Raw genomic sequence first — 22,405 nt, 5'->3', positions numbered from 1 at the left:
GCGTGTCGTTCTCTGGATGGGCCGAGCTCCTGGCCGGCGGATTGATCACGGGCGGCATCTATGCGCTGGTCGCCATCGGGCTGAACCTGCAGTACGGGCTGATGCGCATCATGAACATCTCGCACGGCGAGTTCCTGATGCTGGGCGCCTTTCTGACATGGTGGGCGCACACGGCGCTGGGCATCTCGCCGCTGGTCTTCATGCCGGTCGCGTTCGCGGTGCTGATGGCACTGGGCATGGCGGTGCACTGGCTGTGCTTCAGGCAGGTGGCGGCGCGCGCACCGAACGTCGATGTGTTCGAGGCGCGCAGCCTGATGGTGGGCTTCGGGCTGATGTTCCTCGTGCAGAACACCGCGCTGCTGATCTGGGGCGGCGACCTGCGCGGCTACGACTACCTGGCCGAGCCGGTGCAACTGGGCGAGATGCGCTTCACCGCCAACAAGCTGGTGCTGTTCGGCGTGGCGCTGACGCTGAGCGTGGCGCTCGTCGCGCTGCTCAAGCTCACGCTGCTGGGCAAGGCGGTGCGTGCGCTGATGCAGTCGCCCACCGGTGCGCAGCTGGTGGGCATCAACACGAAACGGCTGCATCCGCTGATGTTCGGCATCGGCCTGGGCCTCTCGGGCGTGGCCGGTGCGCTGCTGTCGATGACCTATGAAATCTCGCCCTCGATGGGCGAGCCCTACACGGTGACGGCGCTGATCGTCATCACCCTCGGCGGCTTCGGCAGCGTCGCGGGCAGCCTGGTCGGCGGCCTGCTGCTGGGCGTGGTGGAAGCGCTGGGCATGCACTACACGAGCCCCTCGCTCAAGATGCTGCTGTCGTACGCCGTGTTCATCGGCGTGCTGATCTGGCGGCCCAACGGACTGTTCTCCAGAAAATGATCTCCCTCTTCCACAACAAGCCCTGGTGGGTGCTCGCCACCGGCCTCCTGCTGGCGGCCGCCCTGCCCTGGGTCGCGTCGGAGTTCGTCGCCTCGGTGGCGCTGGGCTGCCTGATGTACATCGCGCTGGCCACCAGCTGGTCGCTGTTCTGCGGCGCCACGCGCTACCTGTCGCTCGCGACCTCGGCCTTCTTCGGGCTCGGCGCGTATGCGAGCGCCACGCTGCTCGAGGTGCTGCCGTGGCCGCTGGTCATCCTCTCGGGCGCGGCCATTGCCAGCGCGGTGGCGGTGCTGATGGGCGCGGCGGTGCTGCACCTGCGCGGCACCTACTTCGCGGTGCTGACCTTCGGCATGACCGAGCTGATCCGCCACGCCGTGACCTTCGTCGAGAAGCAGGTGTCGGGCACGGTGGGGCGCGTGCTCACCGTGGTGCCGTCGAACGAAACGGTGTACCTCACGGTGCTGGCGATCGCTGGCACGGCCATTGCCACGGCGCTGCTGGTCAAGCGCAGCCGCTTCGGCCTCGCGCTTTCCGGCATCGGCGCCGACGAGCAGCGCGCACAGACGCTGGGCGTGGACACGCGCCGCGTGAAGATCGCGGGCTTCGCGCTCACCGCCGCGTTCGCGGGCGCGGTCGGCGCGGCGATGGCCGTGCGCTGGACCTACATCGACCCGCCCGCGGTGTTCAGCCCCTTCATCGGTTTCCAGACCGTGCTGATCGCGATGATCGGCGGCGCCGCCAGCATCGGCGGGCCGGTGGCCGCGGCCATCGTGTTCAGCCTGCTGTCGGAGACGCTGCGGCTGCAGCTACCCTACGGCTACATGATGGTGCTGGGCCTGCTGCTGATCCTGTGCGTGATGTACCTGCCCAACGGCCTCGCGTCGCTGTGGCAGCGCAAGGTGGCGGCCATCCGGGGGCACGGGCCATGAACGCGCAGCCTCTTCTGGAAGCCCGCGAACTCACGGTGCGCTTCGGCGGGCTCACCGCCGTCGATGCGGTCAGCGCCACGCTGCATGCGGGCGAGCTGGTCGGCATCATCGGGCCGAACGGCGCGGGCAAGACGACCTTCTTCAATGCGATCTCGGGCGTGGTCATGCCGACCTCGGGGCGGTTGCTGGTCGAGGGCGATGTCGACCTGACCCGGCGCGGCCCACACCTGTATGCGGCGCACGGCATCGCGCGCACCTTCCAGACGCCGCGCGTCATGGCCGACATGACGCTGGAGGACAACGTGCGCTTCGGCATGCAGTTCGCGGGGCGCCGTCGCGCGCCCATCGCGGGGCTGGGGAGCACCGGCGAGATTCTGGACATGCTGGGCCTGGGCGGCCTGGCGAAGAACATCGCCGCCGATGTGACGCCCTCGCAGCAGCGGCTGCTCGAGATCGGCATGGCGCTGGGCACGCGGCCGCGCGTGCTGCTTCTCGACGAAGTCGCCGCGGGCGTGACCGAAGCGGAGGTCGATGCGATGGCGCGGCGCATCCGCAGGCTGCGCGACGAGCACGGCCTCACGGTCGTGTGGATCGAGCATGCGGTCGCCACGCTGCTCAAGTACGTCGAACGCGTCTTGGTGCTGCACCAGGGCCGCAAGATCGCCGACGGCACGCCGGCCGAGGTAGTGCGCAATGCCGAGGTGGTCGAGGCCTACCTGGGCGACGAGATGGAGACCACGGAATGAGCGCCGCACCGAGCCAACTCACCGTGCGCGGCCTGTCCGCGGGCTACCACGGCTTCCAGGTGATCCAGGGCATGGACCTGGATGTGCGCCCCGGCATCACCGTGGTGCTCGGCCCCAACGGCGCGGGCAAGACCACGCTGCTCAAGGCGCTGGCGGGCCTGCTGCCGCGCACGGGCGATGCGGTGCTGGACGGCGCTGCCCTGCCCTCGGGCGAGGCCACCGCCTGCGTGCGCCGCGGGCTCGCGCTGGTCGCCGAAGGGCGTCAGCTCTTTCCGCAGATGACCGTGACCGAAAACCTCGAACTCGGCGGCTGGCTGCTGCCCGGGCAGGTGCGCCGCGAGCGGCTGGTGCGCGCCTTCGATGACTTCCCGCGCCTGAAGGAACGCGCCACGCAGCTCGCCGGCACCATGAGCGGCGGCGAACAGCAGATGGTCGCCGTGGCGCGCGCCATGATGAGCGGCCCCCGCCTCCTGATGCTCGACGAGCCCTCGCTCGGCCTCGCGCCGCGCATGGTCGACGAGCTCTTCGCCATCGTGCGCCGCATCGCGGCCCAGGGCGTGACGGTGCTGATGGTCGAGCAGAACGTGCGCAAGGCCCTGCAGGCCGCCGACCGCGGCTACGTGCTCGAACGCGGGCGCGTCGTCGCCTCGGGCGAGGCACAGGCGCTGCTGCATTCCGACGTGGTGCGCAAGGCCTACCTGGGCGTGGCCTGACATCTCTCCCTCCCCTCTTTCTCAAAGGACACTTTCATGACCGACGTTTTCATGTTCATCGACGGCGAGCATCGACCGGCCTCGGGCGGCGCCACTTTCGAGCGCCGCAATCCGCTGGACGGCGGCGTCGCCACCCGTGCGCCCGCAGGCACACCGGCGGACGCCGTCGCCGCGGTGGACGCTGCGCAGCGCGCCTTCGCCGCCTGGTCGCAAACCGGCCCGGGCGAACGCCGCGCGCTGCTGCTCAAGGCGGCGCACGCCCTCGAGGCACGCACCGATTCCTTCGTCCAGGCCATGGCGCGCGAGACCGGCGCATCGGCGCTGTGGGCCGGCTTCAACGTGCACCTCGCGGCGGGCCTGCTCACCGAGGCCGCCTCCCTCACCACGCAGATCAGCGGTGAAGTGATTCCCTCCGACGTGCCCGGCAGCCTCGCCATGGGCGTGCGGCAGGCGGCGGGCGTGGTGCTCGGCATTGCGCCGTGGAATGCGCCGGTGATCCTTGCCACGCGCGCCATCGCCACGCCGCTGGCCTGCGGCAACACCGTGGTGCTCAAGGGCTCGGAGCTGTGCCCCGAGACGCACGCGCTCATCGTCGAAGCGCTGAACGAAGCCGGCCTGCCCAAGGGCGTCGTCAACTTCGTGACCAACGCGCCCGCCGATGCCGGCGCCGTGGTCGAAGCCATGGTCGCGCACCCCGCGGTGCGCCGCATCAACTTCACCGGCTCGACACGCGTGGGCCGGCTGATCGCGCAGACCTGCGCCAGGTACCTCAAGCCCGCCGTGCTCGAACTCGGCGGCAAGGCGCCGCTGGTGGTGCTGGACGATGCCGACATCGACGCCGCGGTGAACGGCGCGATCTTCGGCGCCTTCGCCAACTCGGGGCAGATCTGCATGTCGACCGAGCGCATCGTGGTGGACAACGCCATCGCCGATGAATTCGTCGCGAAGTTCGCAGCGCGCGCGCAAGGCCTGCCGCTCGGCGATCCGCGCGAAGGCCCGGTGGTGCTGGGCTCGGTGGTGGACATGAGCACGGTGACGCGCTGCAACGCGCTGATCGACGATGCGCTGGCCAAGGGCGCCACGCTGGTCTGCGGTGGCAAGGCCGCCAACACGCTGATGCCCGCGACCGTGCTCGACCACGTGACACCCGCGATGCACATCTACCGCGAGGAATCCTTCGGCCCGGTGAAGGCGGTGGTGCGCGTCAGCGGTGTGGAAGAAGCCGTGGCCGTCGCCAACGACAACGAGTTCGGGCTGTCGTCCGCCGTGTTCGGCCGCGACGTGGCGCGCGCCTGGAACGTGGCGCGCCGCATCGAAGCCGGCATTTGCCACGTCAACGGCCCGACCGTGCACGACGAAGCACAGATGCCCTTCGGCGGCGTCAAGTCATCGGGCTACGGGCGCTTCGGTGGCCGGGCAGGCGTGGAAGCTTTCACCGAACTGCGCTGGCTCACGGTGCAGACGACGCCGCGGCGCTACCCGTTCTGAGCGGCAGCGGGTTCTACGAGCGGCCGGATCTTTCCGGCGCGGCGGCTGCGGGAACCCACATCACCAAGGGGCGCAGCCAGCGCGGGCGCCAGCTCAGCGTGAACGCCACGACCAGCGCCGCGCAGGCGAGGGTCATGAACCAGACCAGCGAGGCCATCGAGACATGGTCCGCGCGAAGGCACAGCACCAGCGATGCGAGCAGAAAGGCAGCCCCCATGGCGCGCAGGAGCCGGACCATGCGCGGGGAGCACTGCGGATCGGTGCGCACCTGCTCCCAGTGCACATCGATCGACAGCGCAAGAAGGGCCGCGCCCGCAATGCTGGCGGCCATGGCGGCAAACAGGAACATGGCGTCAGGCACGGGCGGTCGAGGTACGGGTGTCTGGGGCGAACTGCGCGGAAGCAGCCGTCGTGGCCTCGGCCCGGCGCTTGAGCATGCGCGCGGCCACCACGGCCAGAGCGGCGCTCGCGAGCAGGGAAAGATCGACGCCGGCCACCGGCCAGTAGCCGGTGCCGATGGTGCGCAGCAGGTGGTCGCCCGTGGTGATCCAGTTGAGCAGCACCGCTGCCACGGCCAGCACGGCGGCGGCCCAGCACTGCTCTGCCCAGGCGGGCGACAGGCGGCCTTCGGCGGTGGGGGCGGTCCGCCAGATTCCGTGTGCGAAGGCCAGCAGCCAGGCACCCGCGAAGATGCCCATTTCCCATTTGCCGCGCAGCGGCAGGCCGTCGGGCAGCAGGCGATTGGCGATGAGCATGGCGAAAGTCGCGACCAGGAGCCCGGTCACGGTGGCGACCGCGCAGGCGTCCACCCAGCGCGCGCCGCTCACGCCCTGCCTGGCGTGCTGGCGCTTGCGCTTTTCCACGAAGAAGATGAAGCCGGTGGCAATGCACACGCAGCCCGACAGCCCGCCGAGCACGTACAGCCAGCGCAGCAGCCAGTGTTCGAAATGCTGCAGGTGCAGGCCGGTGAGAAAGTCCGCGATGCCGGCCACGACCGTCGGCGGCGGGTCTTCACGAATCACCTCGCCCGTGGACCCTTTGAAATGGATGCCTTCGCCGGTGAGGGTGACGCGGTCGCTGCCCGCGCGGTAGACACTGACGTAGGCATTGGCATCGTTCACATGGCGCACCACGAGCAGCCCCACCTCGCCCGCCATGTCGCGGGCGGCCCAGCGCCGCTTGGCCTCGGCCACCATCGCATCCACCGACGCCAGCGTGCCGGGGACGCCAGCGCGGTCGTGCGGCAGCCCGGTTTTTTTCGCGTCTAGTTTCTCGTGCAGCTCGTGCAGCGGCTCCAGCTGGGTGTGGGTGACCGGGAAATAGATGCCCGCGAAGATCACCAGGCCCGACAGCGCAAAGATGAAGTGGAAGGGCAGCGCCACCACGCCCGTCAGGTTGTGAAGGTCGAGCGCGCTGCGTTGGGTGTGCTTGGCCGGACGGAAGGTGAAGAGCTCGCGGAAGATCTTGCGGTGCATCACCACGCCGCTCACCAGCGCGACCAGCATCACGAGCGCGGCGAAGCCGACGATCCAGGTGCCCAGGTTCAGCCAGTCGAGGTGCAGGCTGTAGTGCAGCGGGTAGAAGAATTCGCTGCCGACCTTGAGCCGGTCTTCGGGCAGCGCCGTGCCCACGCGCGGGTCGATGGTGCGCCCACCGAAAACGGTGTCTTCCGGGTCCTTGGCGTTGGGCAGCGTGAAGTTCGCGAACAGGCTCAGCACCGGGTCGCGGTGGGTGGTGTAGGCGGCCCATCGCGTGGGGCTGAAGCTCTCGGCCATCGGCCCGTTCACGCGGCTGCGCGCCTCGTCGATGCTTTGCGCAGTGGGCTTGATGTCTTGGAAGATGGGCAGCAGCATGCGGTCGAAGGACGGCATCGGCTGCGGATCGAATCGGGTTTCGGGGATCGCCCAGCGGTCGATCTCGCGGTCGAACACCGACAGCGAGCCGAAGAAGAAGACGACCATCAGAACGAAGCCCAGCGTCAGGCCGAACCAGGTGTGCAGCCAGGCCATGGAAAGCCGGAAGTTCTGAAACACGGGAAAGCTCCTGAAGGGAAAGGGTCAGAGCAGCGCCCGCTGCACCAGCGAGGCCGCACCCGTCATGACGAGCCCGCCACCCATCAGCACAAGCCACATGCGCGTGAGGCTCCCCGCCGCGAAGGCCCAGAGAAACGCGGCCAGGAACACGAGGAAGGCCAGCATGCTGCTGAGCGACTCGGCGTCGTGGAAAGGCATGCCTGCGCTGAACAGGAGGCCTACACCCAGCGCGATGAAGCCCCAGCAGAAGACGTAGCCGCCCAGCACGCCGGCAGCGATGCGGGAGACGACGTGAGCGGCGGAGGCGGTACTGCGGGCCATGGCGTGGACTGAACGGGACGGATTGCGGGGAAGATTCGAATGCGAATCGCTCGCATTATCTCCGATGCGAACGGCCATCCGCTCGATCAACCCTACGGCGCGAACTTGATCCGCCGGGTCACGACGCCGCCGCGATGTTCTGCGTCACTTTCAGGAAGCGCTCCACATCGGCCATCGAATGGCAATGCAGCGGCGAGACGCGCACCGTGCCGGCGAGCCCGAAGGACTCGAGCATCCGCTTCGAATAGATGCTGGTCGCCACGCGTTCGTACACCGTGACGCCGCGCTTGCCGTACTCGACCACCGCCTGCGTGCAGTCGATGCGGTCGAAGCCGATGCCCAGGATCAGGTCGCGCTTCGTCAAGTCTTCGTGGTCGAGGAACACTTCGACGCCCCGCATCTCGCGCAGCCCGGTCGCGTTATCGGTGCCGTCCAGCAGCGCGGCCAGCAGCGCGCGCTCGTGCAGCTCGATGCGGCCGATGCCTTCGACGAACAACGCGCGACGTTCCTCCGCATCGGTGAAGTGGCCGCCGAGCCAGCAGACGTAATCGACGATTTCCGTGAGCGCGGCGAACTGCCATGGCGCGGAGCTGCCCAGGTCCCAGAAGTCCGGCTTCTTGCCCGCGAGCTTGTGGTGCGGCAGCACGGCCGCGCGGTCGGACACCCACGAGAGCCCCGAGCCGCGGCATCCGAAGAATTTGTAGGGCGCGAGGTTGATGCCATCCACCGGCGTCTTCCGCAGGTCGATGAGCCCATGCGGCGCGTGCTGCACCGCATCCACCAGGATGTAGAGCTCGGGCTTGATGGAGCGCGCGCGGCGCACGATCTCGGCCATGTCGAGCTTGGCGCCCGAGATGTTGGAGGCGTAGATCACGTTGAGCAGGCAGGTGTCCTTGTCGACCAGGCGCACGATCTCTTCCACATCGACGCCGCCCGTCACCGGGTTGCTCTTCGCCACGCGCAGTTCGCGGCCGAGCCGGTCGGCGTAGAGACTCATCGCGTCGAAGGCCGAGGGATGCTCCAGCACGGTCGTGACCATGTTTGTGCCCGGCACGTTCTCGGCCACCGCACGCACCATGTCGAACATCGCGCCCGAGGCGGTGAGCGAGGCATACACGCTGCCGCCTTGCGCGTTGAGGATGGTGCGCAGGTCGTCGGCGGCCTTCGCCTGGATCTGCTGCAGCTCGACCGCGGTGGCGTGGATGCGCTCCGCGTTGTCGGGAATCGCATCGACCTGCGCGAAACGCTCGACCGCTGCCTTCAGGCGGAACGAACCGCCGGCGTTGTCGAAGTACAGGCGCTCGCGACCGTGGTGGTCGCGGTCGACCAGCAGAAAGCGCTCCTTCACTTCGCGCATCAGCGCATCGGAAAAGGCCAGGACCCGGGGGTGATTGGAAACCGTGGACACCATGCTCAGACGCCCTTGTTGTTGGGGTTCTTGTAGATCTCGCGCACCGCATCCGACATCGGGAAATTGAGGTTCACGTTCTTCGGCGGAATCGGCGACATGAACCACTTGGCGTACAGCTGGTCGATGGCGCCCGACTTCATGAGGCCCGCGACCGTTTCGTCGACCAACGCCTTGAACTGCGGATCGTCCTTGCGCAGCATGATTCCGTAGGGCTCCTGGCGCAGCGACTCCGTCAGGAGCTTGTAGTCGCCCGGCGCGGTGGCGCTGGCCACCATGCCGGCAAGCTGCACATCGTCGAGCACGTAGGCGTCGGCACGGCCCGTCGAGAGCAGCAGGAAGCCGTCGGAGGTGTCCTTGCCCGCGATCTCGTTCACTTCGATGGTGCCGCTCTTGCGCGCGCCGCGCAGCAGCTGGATGGAGGTGCTGCCCGAGACGGTGGCTACGTTCTTGCCGTTGAGGTCGGCCAGCGTGTTGATGCCCGCACTCTTGCGCACCGCCGCGGTGATGTTGGTCACGAAGTGGCTGGGCGCGAAGTCGACCTGCGCCTGCCGCTGCGTGGTGTTGGTGGTGGTCGCGCAATCGAGATCGACCGTGCCGTTCTGCAGGAGCGGAATGCGGTTGGTCGAATTGAGCATGGTGTAGCGCACCTCGATCTTCGCGAGGCCGAGCTTGGCCTTCACCGCATCGACGATCTTCAGGCAGATGTCGTTGGTTAAGCCGATGGGCGCGCCGTCGGCGCTGAGCTTGTACGAGAACGGAATCTGGCTGTCGCGCGCGCCGATCTGGATGGTGCCGCTCTCCTTGATCTTCTGCAGGGTGCCGCCGTCCTGCGCGCTGGCGGCGCTGCACGCGAAGGCCAGCACGAGGCCGAATGCCAGGGGAGACAGCGGCAGTTTCTTGAGGTTCATGGCGGGTTCCTTGAAGGGTCGATGAAGAGGGTGTGGGCGCATCTTCTGCCCGTCGACGAATTTCCAAAAGCGATTTTTTGTGATCGAATCAGATCACCAAAAGCGTTCTTTCAGCCGAGGTGCCGCACCGTGATGACCTTCAAGCAACTCGAAGCCCTCTACTGGATCGGCCAGTTGGGCGGCTTTGCGCAGGCGGCGAACCAGCTGCACACCTCGCAATCCGCCGTGTCCAAGCGGGTGCATGAGCTGGAACTGTTGTTCGACACCGAGCTTTTCGACCGCAGCCAGCGCAGCGCGCGCCTCACCGAAAAGGGCGAAGAGATGTTCGTCCTCGCCAAGCGGCTGCTGGAGCAGCGCGATGCCGCGGTCGAGCAGTTCGGCAAGCCCGAAGTGGTGGAGCGCCGCATCCGCATCGGCGTGACCGAACTCACCGCGATGACCTGGCTGCCGAGGCTGGTTGGGCTGATCCAGCAGCACTACCCCAAGGTGATCCTGGAGCCCGACGTGGACGACAGCCTGCAGCTGCGCGACAAGCTCCTGGCCGACGAGCTCGACGTGGCCGTCGTGCCGGACTCTTTTGCCGACTCGCGCATGCAGAGCAAGGTCATCGGCCGGGTGAAGAGCGCATGGATGTGCAAGCCCGGCGTGGTGCCCTCCACCGGCACGGTGCGCCTGCACGACCTGGCGCGCCACCGCATGCTGGTGCAGGGCAAGAACTCGGGCACAGGGCGCGCCTATGACGCGTGGATGAAGGACCAGGGTGTGCAGCCGTCCAACGCGATCGTGGTGAGCAACCTCGTGGCGCTCACGGGGCTCACCGTGTCGGGTCTGGGTGTGAGCTACCTGCCGCGTGAATGCCTGTCTCCGATGGTCGACGCGGGCATGCTCGCGGTGATCGAGGTCACGCCGCCACTGCCGGTGGTGCGCTACGTGGCCATGCACAAGGGCGAGCACCGCAGCGCGCTGACCTCGTCGATCGTGATGCTGGCGCAGGAATGTTGCGATTTCACGCGGATGTTTCAGGCGCAGGCGGACGCGGCGGACTGACGCACTGCGGGCGAAACTGACGTGCGTTGTTCGGGGCGCGATCACGCCGACGGGGTACCTTGCTCCGCGAATGTCCCCCGGCCTGCGGCCTCCTCCTTTATTTCGCTGCGCAAGGCACCCCATCGGCGTGATCTTTATGAGCTGCGGTCGTTGATCGGCCAGCACCGGCAGCGCGTCCAGCTGCGCGGGCATCGGGCGCCTCCTCAACGAATCTAGGGGGCCGGAGGACATTCGGACGGAACTACGCCGGAAGGATGTGCGTGGTGTTCACGCACATCCCATCGGTGACGGCTCAGTCCATCCGCTGCAATTGCACGTCTGTGACAGCCACGCTGCCCGATGCTTTGGGGAAGCGGAACTTCACCTGCTTGATGTGCTCCAGGTCCACATCGTGCACTGCAAACGCCTTGAGGGGTACGGCCACCATGTTCAGCAACGGACGTGTGGTGCCGGTGTCGGCGTAGATGGCGTCTTCAGGCGCGTCGACCAGCGGGATCGATCCGTTCGGCTTGCGCGCAATGCTGTAGAGCGCGTCGCTGAAATCGCTGCCCTTCAGCGCGACGGAGCGATCCTTGGTATCGACCAGGGACACCTCGACCTCCTGCCCGATCGGCGCCAGGACGGCGACGCGGAAGCTGAGGGTGTCGAAGCCCTTCGCCGAGAGGTCGCCGGTATTGACGGTCATGGTCGAGCCGGCCTCTTCCCACCGCAACTGGGCTTGGTCCGTCACCGACCATATAAGCGGCGTCTTCTTGTCGTAGGTGTTCACGTCATATGTCTCGCCTTCTTTGAACAGGGGCTTGCTGGAAGCGCTGGTGAGAGGATCGGTGCACGCCGCCACGGCCCGTCCACGGCTCCTCAGGAACTGGCACTGCACGGCTTCCTTGAATGCCTCGAACATTGCCGACAGACCGCTCTCGTTCTTCTTGCTGCTGTCTGTATTTCGGAAGCTCTGAAGCAATTTGCGCTGAGCCGCCGGTTGATGAATCGTCAGGACCACGCGCTCGCTGCAACTGGCCTCGCCGGCTGGACATCCGGCGGACGGAATGGGTGCCTGGCCTTTCCAGTACGGCGCGAACTGAACTTCGTCACCGACGAAATAGCGAACGAACGATTCCATCAGGAAGGCTCCGCCACGCCGTTGATCGCTTGCGCCGAGCCGCAGCGTTTCCATGGTCCCGGGCTGCTTGCAATGGAAGGGCGCAGCGCCGCGGGACACGATGTCGTACACGGTGCCATCTGACGTCGTGTAGTTACTGACATCCGAACCTACGGCATCATCAGTCTCGGACCAATGCGTGTTGTAGAAATTGTGGTTGGCGCCTCTCGCGACAATCTGGAATTTCGGTGCGGTTTCATCCTCCGCCGTGTAGCGGCTGTCGTCGAAGATCTGCGCGCCCGGCATGTTGTAGACGTCGCCATCGCAGGTCGGCAACAGCGTTGCAAACGGGACATGCGTGACGCGCGACAGCTGACGGGCATTGATCGGAGCCAACGAAAAAACTGCACGTATCTTGTGCGGCGGCTCATTGCCGGAAGGCAACAGCACACCGGACTGCGACAGCGCATCCGGGGACGCTGCGCGCTCAAGCCATGCCACGCTGTTCGCGTTGATGTCCTTCAGTGTCACCGCCTCGGCGGCTCTCAGCTTTGCCGCAGCCGTGGTCAGCGCGGCCGTCTCGGTGTCGTGTCTTGCCTTCGCGGCCACGGCTTCGCTCTGGCGCTGCGCCACGGCCTGTTTGAGTGCATCGTGCGTGGGCGAATCCGCCGTCACGGCCGCGAGCGCGGTCTTTGCCTTGGTCAGTTCTCTGGCCGCGGCATCCGCCGCCGCCTTGGCTGTGTTCACGCGACCCAGAACTTGCGCGAGTTCTGCCTTGGCCAACGCCGCGGCCATGCGAAGACCGCGCGCCGTCTCGACGTTCTCATAGCTGATACCGATGCGCTGCTTGTTCAGTTCCACCGCATAGGCGACCGCTTCCGCGCCACGCGAGTGCCCGATGATGCCCACGCGGTCGAGGTCCAGCTTTCCCTTGAGCTGCGCCAGCTCGACGCCGTTGAAAACGCCGGTGGCATTGCCCGTGCGCAGCATGTCGAGCGTCGTCATGAGCAACTGGCCGCGCGCCAGTGCGCCAGCATCGGATGCGTTGTAGTTGTTGAGACCGTTGATTTTTCCCGCATCGATGGAAAACGCCGCGTAGCCGTTTTCCGCCAAGCTCTTCTGCAGGTAGTCGTAGCCCTTGGCGTTGTTGAGTTCCGAGGAGTCGTGCATGCCATGCAGAAACACCACCACGGGGAAGCCGCCCGATGGCGACACCTGAACCTTGGACATGCCCGGCGTACCGGCCTCGCCGTTGGGATACCTCACCGTGCCGCGCAAAGGCACGGTGTAGATCACCTCCTTGTTCTTCTGGTCGGACACAGCCGTGGTGCCCAACCTGTAGACGACCTGCTCCGACGCCGTGAAACGGCCTTTTTCTCCAAAGGGCACCGTGGCCGAATACCGGGTGATTTCGGACGGGTCAGCCGGATTCGGCATCTCCGTCACGGGGACCGTCGCTGCGGGTTCGGCAGGTGCCGCGGGTGGCGGCGCCGGGTCTGTCGTACCGGAAGGCGGCGGCTGTGTCAGCGCGAATGGCACCGCGCTTCCTCCTCCATCACCGCCCCCACCGCATCCGCCCATCGACGCGACCGCAAGAAAAAGCGCGCACGCCTGCGACACGCGCCTTGCACGTTTGAATTTCATTGTTTCTCTCCCTGACTCCAAGCACGATGGGCGCGTGTTGCTCACATGGCATACAGCGCGCCCGACGGGTGTCGAATGTCCGGGAGCACGTGCGCGACGGTGCGGGCTGCGGCTTGATCGCCGGCCCGTCAGGTCATGCACCCCTCCCTCGCAAAGACGCTGCCTTCGAAGCAGCATTCATGCCAGCCGCGCACGCCTGCGATCCAGCAGCGTGCGATGTGCACGCGCCACGGAAGGCGTCTAGCTGCCGCGCGTCAACATCCGCCCCGCCCGCGCAAGCACGCGCGCCTCCGCCTCCCCACCGCGATACGCCAGCACACCGTTCACGAACACCCGCTCCACACCCACGCTCACGCCGTGCGGCTTGTCGTAGGTCGCCGTGTCGGCGATGGTCTCTGGGTCGAACACCACCACGTCGGCCATCGCGCCGGCGCGCAGCAGGCCGCGGTCGGCGATGCGCAGGTTGCGCGCGGTCATGCCGGTCATCTTGTGCACCGCCTGCTCCAGCGTGAAGAGGCGGCGCTGGCGCCAGTAGCGCGCGAACACGCGAGGGAACGCGCCCCACAGGCGTGGATGCGGATGGCGGTCGTGCGGCAGACCGTCACTGCCGATCATCGTGAGCGGGTGCGCGATGACCCGCTCCACGTCTTCTTCCTGCATCTGGAAGTAGCAGGCGCCGCCGGGCTTCAGCCGCACACAGGCCTCCTGCTCGCTGATGCCCCACTCGCGCGCGATGTCGGAAACGAGGCGGCCGGTCATCTCCGGATGCGGGTCGGACCATGTCAGCAACACATCGATCACGCCATCGACCAGGTCCTCGCGCAGCACGGTGGAGCCGGCCACGTAGGGGTACACGTCCATCGCGATCTTCTGGCGCTGCGCGAGCGCTTCGATGAGCGGCAGCGTTTCCTTCGTGCGGCCCCAGTTCGCGGGGCCCGCGCACTTGTGATGAGAGATGACCAGCGGCACGCCGGCGTTGAACGCCGAGTCGCCGGCCTCGTGCAGCGCCTCGACGATCTGCTGCATCTCGCTGCGCAGGTGCGTGGCGTACACGCCGCCGTGGCGCGCGACGACGCGGGCGAGCGCGGTGACCTCTTCCGCCGGCGCGGCAAAGGCTTCTTCGTAGAACAGGCCCGACGACATGCCGTGCGCCCCATCGGCCATGCAGCTGTCGAGCAGCGCTTCCATGCGCGCCAGCTCTTCGGCGCTCGCAGGCCGGTCGAGCGCTTCCATGCTCGCAAAGCGCAGCGTCGTGTGGCCGACCAGCGCAGCCACGTTGAGCGCAGGCTGCGTCGCATCGACAGCCGCCCTGTACTCGGCCATGGTCGCGTGCCTGAACGAATCGGCGCCCAGCAGCGTGAGCGGCGGCTTCGACTGCGGCGTGCGGTACGGCGCGAGCGAGATGCCGCAGTTGCCCGTCACCACGGTGGTGATGCCCTGCGACACCTTCGGCAGGCACAGCGGATCGCGCAGCACGATCGCATCGTCGTGCGTGTGCGCGTCGATGAAGCCGGGGGCGATCACCTGGGTGCGGCAGTCGACGATGTCGATGTCGGCGAGCGCAAGTCCTTCGGGCAGCCGCCCGCGCAGGCCTTCGCCGAGCGCGAGGATGCGGTCGCCCTGCAGCAGCACGTCACCGGGCCACGAAGGCCCGCCCGAACCGTCGACCACCAGGCCCGCTTCGAGCAGCACGGCTTTGGCGTCGCTCACGATGCGCGCCCTTCCTTGCGGCTGATGCCGCCGCCGTCCCAGCTTTGCAGCGGGTGCGTGGTGGCGTCGATGCCGTGGCGCTGGAAGGCTTCGCGGGCGCGCTGCAGGCGCTGCACCGCGGGCTCGCCGCGGCGTTGCGCCACCAGCACGGTGAGGATTTCAATGGCGGTCAGGTGCGTGAGGTAAGCGTCGATGCCCACGTGCATCACCGCATCGTCGGGCACCGAGAGGCCCAGCAGAAAGTCGGCCTTGGCCGCGAGCGCGGTGCCGGGCCGCGTGAGCGCAACCACCTTGGCGCCCTGCCCGCGCGCGATGTCCACCGCATCGAGCAGCGAGGGCATGCCGCCCACGTGCGAGATCGCGATGACCACGCCGCCCGGCCGCTGCGCCGCGCCGGCGACCTGCTGCAGGTGGTAGTCGGCCCAGGCATTGGCCGAGAGGCCGAGGCGAAAGAGCCGCGCCTGCAGGTCGTTGGCCATGAACCACGAGGTCGCGCCCGCGCCGTACAGGTCCACATGCGGCGCTGCGGCGATGGCGGCCACGGCGCCGTCAAGCACCTGCATGTCGAGCTGGCCGCGCACGCCCGAGACCGAGGCCGCAGCGCTGCGTGCGATCTTGCTGACCACTTCGTCCGCCGCGTCCTCGATGTTCACGCGGCGGTGCAGCGGCGAGCCGCCGAGCGCCAGCTCCTGCGCGAGCGCGAGCTTGAATTCGCGCAGGCCCGCAAAGCCCAGGTCGCGGCAGGTGCGCATGATGGTGGGCACCGAACTGCGCGAGCGCTCGGCCAGCTGCTCGAAGCTCTCTTCGAGCGCGCGGTCGGGGTCTTCGAGGATCAGATCGAGAATCGCGCGCCGCGTGGCGGGGGCGCTGCCGCGAAGTTCGGCGATTCTCTTGAGCAAGGAGGGAGTCATCGGTGGCACGCGTTCAGAAATGCATGGCGACGGCGTCGCTCACGCGGTAGTTCTCTTCGACCACGGGCATCCAGTGCCATTTGTCAAAAGTGGTGCAGGGGTGCGAGATGCCCAGGCCGACACGGTCGCCGACGACAGGCGCCAGCGCTTCTTCGCTCGCGTCCCAGCGCAGGTAGGCGTGCTGGTCGTTGAGCGCGGTGATCTTCCAGCCGGTCGGCACGGCCTCGGCTTCGAGCGCGCCGCGGGCCGCGCGTGCAATGGGAACGGGCATCGAGAGGTCGAACGAAATGTCGCGCTTGCCCACGGCAAGGATCGCAAGACCGGGCTCGGGGCGCGACTGCACCGTGGCCCAGACCTCCATCGCCGGGCGCAGGCCTTCGCCGCAGTCGCAGCCCAGGCGCTCGTCCACCGCATTCACCATGCGCTTGTAGAAACCGTGGTCGTGCGTGACGTAGCAGCCCGAGCGCAGCAGGCCGCGCACCGGCGAACCCAATGCAGGCTTCAGGCGCCCGGCCACCAGGTCGAAGATGGCCGAGCCGCCGGCCGAGACCAGCACCTCGTCGGTCTCGAAGAGCTTTTGCGTGTCGCAGTGGCGGGCGATGGCTTCGACGCGGTCCATCAGCGTGTTCGCATACGCGGTGTCGGGCTCGCTGATGCCGGTGGCGCCCTGCCCTTCATAGGTCTCGATGCCCACGAGCTTGACCGCATCGCTTGCACGCAGCCGCGTGGCAAGCGTCACGGCTTCTTCGTGCGTGCGGCAACCGGTGCGCGCACCTTCGACGCCGATCTCGATCATCACTTCGAACGGCACGCTTGCAGGATGGCGCCTGGCCCAGTCTTCGATGAGCGCGAGCTGCGCCAGCGAATCGACCAGGAACACGATGCGCAGGCCCGCATTGGCGCTCAGCAGCATCTGGATGCCCGCCAGGTCTTCATCGCTCACCACCTGGTTGGCGATCAGCGTGCGGCGCGCGCCGGCCGCCACGCCCACGGCCAGCTGCGTGACGGTCGCGAAGGTCAGGCCCCATGCGCCCGCATCCAACTGGCGCTGGAAGAGCTGCGGCGACATGGTGGTCTTGCCGTGCGGTGCGAGGTCGATGCCCCACTCGCGCACGCGCGACTGCATCCACGCGAGGTTGTGCTCCAGCGCCTCGCGCTTGAGCATGGCCAGCGGCAGCGGCAGGTCGCCGGCCAGCACATTCCATCCGGCGGTGCCGACTTCGCTGCGGCGGCGCGGCGCCTGCGTGCGCGGGTAGCCCTTGAAGCTGCTACCCAGCAGCGGGTCGTTGAAGTCAGGGGCGGCGGTAGCGGTGTCTGTCATGGTCGTCATGCGGCGATATTGGAAAGCAGTTCCTTGCGGATGCAGGCGCTGTAGTGTCCTGGAGATATTTCGTCGAGCGGCGGCACGGTCTGCGCGCAAGCCTCGATGGCGTGCGGGCAGCGCGTGCGAAATACGCAGCCCGAGGGCGGCGAGATGGGGCTGGGAATGTCCCCCTTGAGCGCGATGCGCTCGGTGGCGAGCGTGGGGTCGGGCTTGGGGCTGGCGGCCAGCAGCGCCTGGGTGTAGGGGTGCGAGGGGCGCGCGAACAGCTCGTCGGTCTCGGCCACCTCCATCACCTTGCCCAGGTACAGCACCACCACGCGGTCGCACAGGTACTCGACCACATCGAGGTCGTGCGAGATGAAGAGCATGGTGAGCCCGAGGCGCTCGCGCAGGTCGGCCAGCAGGTTGATGACCTGCGACTGGATCGACACGTCCAGCGCCGACAGCGGCTCGTCCGCCACGATGAATTCGGGTTCCACCGCCAATGCGCGCGCCACGCCGATGCGCTGGCGCTGCCCGCCCGAGAACTCGTGCGGAAAGCGGCTCGCATGCTCGGCGCGCAGGCCCACGGTTTCGAGCAGCTCGGCAATGCGCTTGTCGCGCGCCGCCGCGCCCTTGTGCAGGCCATGCGTGGACAGCGCCTCGCCGAGGATCGCACTGATGCGCATCTTCGGATTCAGGCTCGCGTACGGGTCCTGAAAAATGATCTGCAACTTGCTGCGCAGCTTGCGCATGCGCTCGCCCGAAAGCGCGCCGATGTCTTCGCCGCGGTAGAGCACCTGGCCCTCGGTGCGCTCGACAAGGCGCAGCACGGTGCGGCCGATGGTGCTCTTGCCGGAGCCGGATTCGCCGACCAGGCCCAGGGTTTCGCCGGGCTGGATGGCGAAGGAGACATCGTCGACCGCGCGGACCGGGCGGTCGCTGCTGCCGAAGTACTTCTTGAGTCCGCGGACTTCGATGAGGGGGGCGGCAGTGGTCATGGGGATGTTGTTTTGGCTCCCTCCCCTTCCGGGGGAGGGTTGGGGTGGGGGCACGACGGCACTGGATGAAGCACTGCGCCGAACGAACGCCGCTTGCCCCCATCCCAGCCTTCCCCCGGAAGGGGAAGGAGCAACACGCCGGGCAGTGCGCTTCTCATGCGACCCTCACCAGCGGCTGCATCGGCTGCACGCGAACGCAACGCGCTTCGCGGCCATGGTGCGTTTCGATCAGCGGCGGCATCGCAGCGCTGCACTCGGGCAGCGCCAGGTCGCAACGCGGCTCGAAAGCACAACCAGGCGGCGGCGCGAGCGGACTGGACACCTGCCCGCGAATCGCAAAAAGCCGCTTCGGCTTGGGCTGCCCCGGCAGCCGCGCCTTGCCAGGCAGGCAGGCCAGCAAGCCCTGCGTGTACGGATGCTCGGGCTGCGCGAACAGCGGCCGCACCGGCGCGCTCTCGACCACGCGGCCCGCATACAGCACCACCACATCGTCCGCATGGTGCGCGACCACGCCCAGGTTGTGGGTGATGAAGAGGATGCTCATGCCCGTCTCGGCCTGCAGCCGGCGCATGAGCTCCAGGATCTGCGCCTGGATGGTCACGTCCAGTGCCGTGGTGGGCTCGTCGGCGATCAACAACGTCGGGTCGCAGGCCATCGCGAGCGCGATCATCACGCGCTGGCGCATGCCGCCCGAGAGCTGGTGCGGGTACTCGTGGATGCGCTGCGCCGCGGCCGGAATCTCCACCAGCTCCAGCATGCGCAGCGCATGCGCGAGCGCGGCCTTGTGGTCCAGCCCCTTGTGCAGGCGCACGCTCTCGGCGATCTGCTCGCCGATGGTGAACACCGGGTTCAGGCTGGTCATCGGCTCCTGGAAGATCATCGACAGCTGGTTGCCGCGCAGCGACCGCATCTCGCGTTCGCCGATCTGCAGCAGGTCGAGCGTCTTGCCTTCACGGGTGACGAAAGAGGCCGAGCCGCTGACCTGCGCGTTCGCCGTCTTGGGCAACAGGCGCATCAGCGTGAGGCTGGTGACCGACTTGCCCGAGCCCGACTCGCCGACCAGCGCGGTGGTCTTGCCCGGTTGGATCGAGAAGCTCACATCGGCCACCGAGCGGATCAGGCCGTCCTCGGTGGGGAAGCTGGTGCTCAGGTGGCTGACCGTGAGACGCGGGGTTTGATTGGCGTTCGTCATCACGAGGTTTTCTTCAGCTTGGGGTCGAGCAGGTCGCGCACGCCGTCGCCCAGCAGTTGCAGCGACAGCGCCGTGAAGATGATCGCCAGCCCCGGGAACAGCACCACCCAGAAGGCCTGGTGCGCGTACTGCTGGCTGCCCGCGACCATGGTGCCCCAGGTCGGGATCTCGGGCGGCACGCCGACGCCGAGGAACGACAACCCCGCCTCGGCCAGGATGGCGTAGGCAAAGATGAAAGACACCTGCACCAGGATCGGCGACATCAGGTTCGGCAGGATGTGGCGCCACAGGATGCGCGAGGTGCGAACGCCCAGTGCGCGCACGGCTTCCACGAACAGCAGCTCCCGCACCACCAGCGTGGAGGCCCGCACCACCCGCGCCACGCGCGGTGTGTAGACCAGCACCAGCGCGAGCACGGTGTTCATCAGCGAAGGTCCGAGGATGGCCACCAGCGCGATGGCCAGCAGGATGTCGGGGAAGGACATCATCGCGTCGACCACGCGCATGAGCGGCGTATCCAGGCGCCGGAAGAAGCCGGCCATCAGGCCCAGCACCGTGCCGGCGATGACCGAGCCCAGCGCAGTGAGCGCCGCGATGGCCAGCGAGTAGCGCGCGCCGTGCACGATGCGCGAATACATGTCGCGGCCGAGCTCGTCGGTGCCCAGCAGGTGCGCGGCGCTCGGCGCCTTCAGGCGGTCGAGCACGGCGGTGTCGTTGGGGTCGATGGAGGCGAACAGGGGCGCGCCGATGGCCATGACGGCAATGACCAGCAGCACCAGCGCGGAGACCATCACGATGCGGCGGTGCATCAGCTGGCGGAGCATTCTTGGCATTTGCATTTCTTTTCTTCCCTCAGACCTTCACGCGCGGATCGACGACGGCGTACAGCAGGTCGATGGAGAAATTGATGAGCACGTAAATCGCGGCAATGACGAGCAGCGCGCCTTGAATGACGGGGTAGTCGCGCCGCAGCACCGCACTCACCACTAGGTTGCCGACGCCCGGCAAACCGAACACCGTCTCGGTGATGACGGCGCCGCCGATCATCAGCGCGACCGTCAGGCCGATCACCGTGACGATGGGCACCAGCGCATTGCGCAGCGCGTGCTTGAGCACCACCTTGCTCTCTGAGAGGCCCTTGGAGCGCGCGGTGCGCACATAGTCTTCGCCGAGCACATCGAGCATCGAGGCGCGGGTGAAGCGGATGATGAGCGCGGAGTTCAGGAGGCCCAGCACCGCCGCAGGCAGCACCAGCGCATGCAGCCGCTCGGCCAGCGCCGCATCGGGCGCGCCATAGCCTGACACCGGAAACCATCCGAACGACACCGCGAAGATCTGGATCAGCACGATGCCCAGCCAGAAGCTCGGAATGCTCGCGCCCAGCATCGCGATGCCGGTGAACAGCTGGTCGACCACGCGCCCGCGGAACACGGCAGAGACGATGCCGCAAGGCACGCCGATCAGCGCCGCGATGGCCACGGCCATGAGCGCGAGCAGCGTGGTGGGCTCGGCGCGCTCCCACAGCGCCTGCGTCACCGGGCGCTGCAGGAAGATCGAGGTGCCCAGGTTGCCCTGCAGCACTTCGCGCAGCCAGTAGCCGAACTGCATGGGCAGCGGCTTGTCGAGGCCGTATTCCTTTTGCACGCGGGCGATGTCGGCCGCCGTGGCCTGGTCGCCGAGCAGCACCGAGACCGGGTCACCCGAGGCGGCGCGCGTGAGCACGAAGACCAGCACCGCCACGATGGCGAGCACCACGAGCATGCCCACCGCGCGCGAGGCGATGTAGCGCAGCGAAGGCTTCTTCATCACGAAGAGAACTCGATGGCGGCCGCGCTGCCCACTGCCACGTACTGGCCGGTGAACTTGATGCCGCCCTTCTGCACGCGGAACACCGTGACGTTGTCGCCCTGCTTGTTGTGGCACACGTAGAGGAACTTGCCGCTCGGGTCCAGCGTGCAGCTGCGCGGGTAGTTGCCGCGCGACCACTCTTCGCGCACGAGCGTAGGCGCGCCGGTGCGGGCATCGATCCTGAACAGCGAGATCGAATCGTGCAAACGGTTCAGCGACACGAAGTGCCGGCCGTCCGGCAGCATGCGGATGCCCGAGGCGTAGCTGGTGCCCTTGAAGCCCTGCGGCAGCGCCGAGGTTTCGCTCACCAGCGTGAGCACGCCGGTGGCGCTGTCGTAGCGCATGAAGGCGATGGTCGAGGCCTCCTCGTTCACCAAGTAGAACCACTTGCCGTTTGGATGAAAGACAAAGTGGCGCGCGCCCGAGCTTTCGGACACCGCGACGGTGCTGGGCTGGCTCAGCACGCCGGTGATGCGATCGAAACGGTACGAGATCACGCGGTCCAGGCCTAGGTCGGCGACCAGCACGAAGCTGCCGGTGGGGTCGCTGTGCACCATGTGTGCATGCGGGCCGTCGTGGTCGCTGGTGGCAAAGCCTTCGTGCGAGCGGGCCGCGGCCGGCACCACGTCGGCACCGGGCTTGCAGGGCGTGGCGCCACAGGCGGCCGCGTCCTTGTAGACCACGGCGGCGCGGTCGGTGTCGAAGCTGCCGTCGGCGCGCAGTGCGATCACGCTGACGTCACCGCTCGCGTAGTTGGCGGTGAAAAGGAAGCGGCCGTCCGGATGCACACTGACGTACGCCGGGTCCTTGCCGCCGCAGGCCATCTCGGCCACGAACGACAGCGCGCCGTCCGCACCGATGCGAAAGGCCGAGACCGAACCGGCCTCGAACTCGTTGGCTGCATAGAGCATCGGCAGCTTCGGATGGCGCGCGAGCGATGCGGGGTTGCGCAGCTTGGCGTTGCTGCCCGTGCTGGCAACGGCGGGCGGTGCGCCGGGAATGGGCTTGAGCGCGCCGGTCGCACCGTCCATCACGAACTGATGGACGCCGAGGCCGCGCCCGCCGCGCCACGGCTTGCCGCCGTCGCTGTAGGTGCCGACGTAGGCGTACACAGGACCGGACGTGGCAGCCTGTGCGGTGGAGGCCGTGAGGCCGAGGGCTCCGAGGCCGGAGGCCAGTGCGCTGGCTTGCAGAAGTTGGCGACGCGATGGCATGGCAGT

General features: G+C 67.6%; 20 protein-coding genes. 6 read left to right on the top strand and 14 right to left on the bottom strand.

Annotated features, from left to right (window positions below):
• Positions 1 to 2: 2 nt before the first annotated feature.
• Genes ABIC90_RS24755 through ABIC90_RS24735 form a run of 5 tightly spaced genes read left to right on the top strand, consistent with a single transcriptional unit; the run spans position 3 to position 4,757 of the window.
• The gene (locus tag ABIC90_RS24755; RefSeq protein ID WP_354358907.1) at positions 3 to 881 is read left to right on the top strand and encodes a branched-chain amino acid ABC transporter permease; all 879 of its coding nucleotides are present in this window, start codon (positions 3 to 5) and stop codon (positions 879 to 881) included.
• The gene (locus ABIC90_RS24750; RefSeq protein ID WP_354358905.1) at positions 878 to 1,810 is read left to right on the top strand and encodes a branched-chain amino acid ABC transporter permease; all 933 of its coding nucleotides are present in this window, start codon (positions 878 to 880) and stop codon (positions 1,808 to 1,810) included. The genes ABIC90_RS24755 and ABIC90_RS24750 overlap by 4 nt, the downstream gene beginning before the upstream one ends.
• Entirely contained in the window at positions 1,807 to 2,556 is a 750-nt protein-coding gene (locus tag ABIC90_RS24745) for an ABC transporter ATP-binding protein (protein WP_354358903.1), read from the top strand. Before ABIC90_RS24750 ends, ABIC90_RS24745 begins: the two co-directional genes overlap by 4 nt.
• Positions 2,553 to 3,269, top strand: coding sequence for an ABC transporter ATP-binding protein (locus ABIC90_RS24740; RefSeq protein WP_354358901.1), 717 nt, complete (start codon positions 2,553 to 2,555; stop codon positions 3,267 to 3,269). The genes ABIC90_RS24745 and ABIC90_RS24740 overlap by 4 nt, the downstream gene beginning before the upstream one ends.
• A 36-nt stretch (positions 3,270 to 3,305) precedes the next feature.
• The gene (locus ABIC90_RS24735) at positions 3,306 to 4,757 is read left to right on the top strand and encodes an aldehyde dehydrogenase (RefSeq protein WP_354358899.1); all 1,452 of its coding nucleotides are present in this window, start codon (positions 3,306 to 3,308) and stop codon (positions 4,755 to 4,757) included.
• Between the two features lie 13 nt (positions 4,758 to 4,770).
• Here the strand turns inward: ABIC90_RS24735 and ABIC90_RS24730 are convergent, their stop codons facing one another.
• The 5 genes from ABIC90_RS24730 to ABIC90_RS24710 form a co-directional block, all read right to left on the bottom strand.
• A complete protein-coding gene (locus ABIC90_RS24730) occupies positions 4,771 to 5,118 on the bottom strand; it encodes a DUF3325 domain-containing protein (RefSeq protein ID WP_436318245.1) in 348 nt (115 codons plus the stop codon).
• Positions 5,111 to 6,790, bottom strand: a complete 1,680-nt coding sequence (locus tag ABIC90_RS24725; RefSeq protein ID WP_354358897.1) for a PepSY-associated TM helix domain-containing protein — start codon at positions 6,788 to 6,790, stop codon at positions 5,111 to 5,113. Before ABIC90_RS24725 ends, ABIC90_RS24730 begins: the two co-directional genes overlap by 8 nt.
• A 24-nt stretch (positions 6,791 to 6,814) precedes the next feature.
• Positions 6,815 to 7,111 carry an iron uptake protein gene (locus ABIC90_RS24720; RefSeq protein WP_354358895.1) on the bottom strand — a complete coding sequence of 99 codons (297 nt, stop codon included), beginning with the start codon at positions 7,109 to 7,111 and terminating at the stop codon, positions 6,815 to 6,817.
• A gap of 118 nt (positions 7,112 to 7,229) precedes the next feature.
• On the bottom strand, positions 7,230 to 8,522 hold the full coding sequence (locus ABIC90_RS24715) for an aminotransferase class V-fold PLP-dependent enzyme (RefSeq protein WP_354358893.1): 1,293 nt from the start codon (positions 8,520 to 8,522) through the stop codon (positions 7,230 to 7,232).
• A 2-nt stretch (positions 8,523 to 8,524) separates the two neighbouring features.
• Positions 8,525 to 9,430, bottom strand: coding sequence for an amino acid ABC transporter substrate-binding protein (locus ABIC90_RS24710; RefSeq protein WP_354358891.1), 906 nt, complete (start codon positions 9,428 to 9,430; stop codon positions 8,525 to 8,527).
• 132 nt (positions 9,431 to 9,562) lie between these two features.
• Here ABIC90_RS24710 and ABIC90_RS24705 point away from each other — a divergent pair, with 132 nt between their 5' ends.
• A complete protein-coding gene (locus tag ABIC90_RS24705; protein WP_354359014.1) occupies positions 9,563 to 10,477 on the top strand; it encodes a LysR family transcriptional regulator in 915 nt (304 codons plus the stop codon).
• A 292-nt stretch (positions 10,478 to 10,769) separates the two neighbouring features.
• On the opposite strand, the gene ABIC90_RS24700 is transcribed toward ABIC90_RS24705, so the two are convergent.
• From ABIC90_RS24700 to ABIC90_RS24660, 9 genes are all read right to left on the bottom strand, one after another.
• Positions 10,770 to 13,220: a hypothetical protein gene (locus ABIC90_RS24700; RefSeq protein ID WP_354358889.1), complete on the bottom strand. Its 2,451-nt coding sequence runs from the start codon at positions 13,218 to 13,220 to the stop codon at positions 10,770 to 10,772.
• 240 nt (positions 13,221 to 13,460) lie between these two features.
• Positions 13,461 to 14,930: an N-acyl-D-amino-acid deacylase family protein gene (locus ABIC90_RS24695; RefSeq protein ID WP_354358887.1), complete on the bottom strand. Its 1,470-nt coding sequence runs from the start codon at positions 14,928 to 14,930 to the stop codon at positions 13,461 to 13,463.
• Entirely contained in the window at positions 14,927 to 15,841 is a 915-nt protein-coding gene (locus tag ABIC90_RS24690) for a MurR/RpiR family transcriptional regulator (RefSeq protein WP_354358886.1), read from the bottom strand. Before ABIC90_RS24690 ends, ABIC90_RS24695 begins: the two co-directional genes overlap by 4 nt.
• 13 nt (positions 15,842 to 15,854) lie before the next feature.
• Complete coding sequence (locus ABIC90_RS24685; RefSeq protein ID WP_354358884.1) at positions 15,855 to 17,171, bottom strand: amino acid deaminase; 1,317 nt, start codon at positions 17,169 to 17,171, stop codon at positions 15,855 to 15,857.
• A complete protein-coding gene (locus ABIC90_RS24680) occupies positions 17,168 to 18,145 on the bottom strand; it encodes an ABC transporter ATP-binding protein (RefSeq protein ID WP_354358882.1) in 978 nt (325 codons plus the stop codon). Before ABIC90_RS24680 ends, ABIC90_RS24685 begins: the two co-directional genes overlap by 4 nt.
• Before the next feature lie 154 nt (positions 18,146 to 18,299).
• The gene (locus ABIC90_RS24675; RefSeq protein WP_354358880.1) at positions 18,300 to 19,337 is read right to left on the bottom strand and encodes an ABC transporter ATP-binding protein; all 1,038 of its coding nucleotides are present in this window, start codon (positions 19,335 to 19,337) and stop codon (positions 18,300 to 18,302) included.
• Positions 19,337 to 20,176 carry an ABC transporter permease gene (locus tag ABIC90_RS24670; protein WP_354358878.1) on the bottom strand — a complete coding sequence of 280 codons (840 nt, stop codon included), beginning with the start codon at positions 20,174 to 20,176 and terminating at the stop codon, positions 19,337 to 19,339. The genes ABIC90_RS24675 and ABIC90_RS24670 overlap by 1 nt, the downstream gene beginning before the upstream one ends.
• Positions 20,177 to 20,189: 13 nt before the next feature.
• A complete protein-coding gene (locus ABIC90_RS24665) occupies positions 20,190 to 21,143 on the bottom strand; it encodes an ABC transporter permease (RefSeq protein ID WP_354358875.1) in 954 nt (317 codons plus the stop codon).
• Positions 21,143 to 22,399: a lactonase family protein gene (locus ABIC90_RS24660; protein WP_354358873.1), complete on the bottom strand. Its 1,257-nt coding sequence runs from the start codon at positions 22,397 to 22,399 to the stop codon at positions 21,143 to 21,145. The genes ABIC90_RS24665 and ABIC90_RS24660 overlap by 1 nt, the downstream gene beginning before the upstream one ends.
• Positions 22,400 to 22,405 lie beyond the last annotated feature (6 nt).

This window comes from Variovorax boronicumulans (assembly GCF_040544675.1).
Lineage (GTDB): Bacteria > Pseudomonadota > Gammaproteobacteria > Burkholderiales > Burkholderiaceae_C > Variovorax > Variovorax boronicumulans_D.
The sequence above is the reverse complement of the archived record's forward strand: the minus strand, read 5'-3'. Positions and strand labels throughout refer to the sequence as shown.

Bases quoted from the DNA above. Each gene is read 5' to 3' on its own strand.
- ABIC90_RS24705 (WP_354359014.1), top strand. From the start codon at position 9,563: ATGACCTTCAAGCAACTCGAAGCCCTCTACTGGATCGGCCAGTTGGGC.
- ABIC90_RS24740 (WP_354358901.1), top strand. From the start codon at position 2,553: ATGAGCGCCGCACCGAGCCAACTCACCGTGCGCGGCCTGTCCGCGGGC.
- ABIC90_RS24735 (WP_354358899.1), top strand. From the start codon at position 3,306: ATGACCGACGTTTTCATGTTCATCGACGGCGAGCATCGACCGGCCTCG.
- ABIC90_RS24680 (WP_354358882.1), bottom strand. From the start codon at position 18,145: ATGACCACTGCCGCCCCCCTCATCGAAGTCCGCGGACTCAAGAAGTAC.
- ABIC90_RS24750 (WP_354358905.1), top strand. From the start codon at position 878: ATGATCTCCCTCTTCCACAACAAGCCCTGGTGGGTGCTCGCCACCGGC.
- ABIC90_RS24665 (WP_354358875.1), bottom strand. From the start codon at position 21,143: ATGAAGAAGCCTTCGCTGCGCTACATCGCCTCGCGCGCGGTGGGCATG.
- ABIC90_RS24700 (WP_354358889.1), bottom strand. From the start codon at position 13,220: ATGAAATTCAAACGTGCAAGGCGCGTGTCGCAGGCGTGCGCGCTTTTT.
- ABIC90_RS24690 (WP_354358886.1), bottom strand. From the start codon at position 15,841: ATGACTCCCTCCTTGCTCAAGAGAATCGCCGAACTTCGCGGCAGCGCC.
- ABIC90_RS24745 (WP_354358903.1), top strand. From the start codon at position 1,807: ATGAACGCGCAGCCTCTTCTGGAAGCCCGCGAACTCACGGTGCGCTTC.
- ABIC90_RS24675 (WP_354358880.1), bottom strand. From the start codon at position 19,337: ATGACGAACGCCAATCAAACCCCGCGTCTCACGGTCAGCCACCTGAGC.
- ABIC90_RS24715 (WP_354358893.1), bottom strand. From the start codon at position 8,522: ATGGTGTCCACGGTTTCCAATCACCCCCGGGTCCTGGCCTTTTCCGAT.
- ABIC90_RS24670 (WP_354358878.1), bottom strand. From the start codon at position 20,176: ATGCAAATGCCAAGAATGCTCCGCCAGCTGATGCACCGCCGCATCGTG.
- ABIC90_RS24710 (WP_354358891.1), bottom strand. From the start codon at position 9,430: ATGAACCTCAAGAAACTGCCGCTGTCTCCCCTGGCATTCGGCCTCGTG.
- ABIC90_RS24685 (WP_354358884.1), bottom strand. From the start codon at position 17,171: ATGACGACCATGACAGACACCGCTACCGCCGCCCCTGACTTCAACGAC.
- ABIC90_RS24720 (WP_354358895.1), bottom strand. From the start codon at position 7,111: ATGGCCCGCAGTACCGCCTCCGCCGCTCACGTCGTCTCCCGCATCGCT.
- ABIC90_RS24660 (WP_354358873.1), bottom strand. From the start codon at position 22,399: ATGCCATCGCGTCGCCAACTTCTGCAAGCCAGCGCACTGGCCTCCGGC.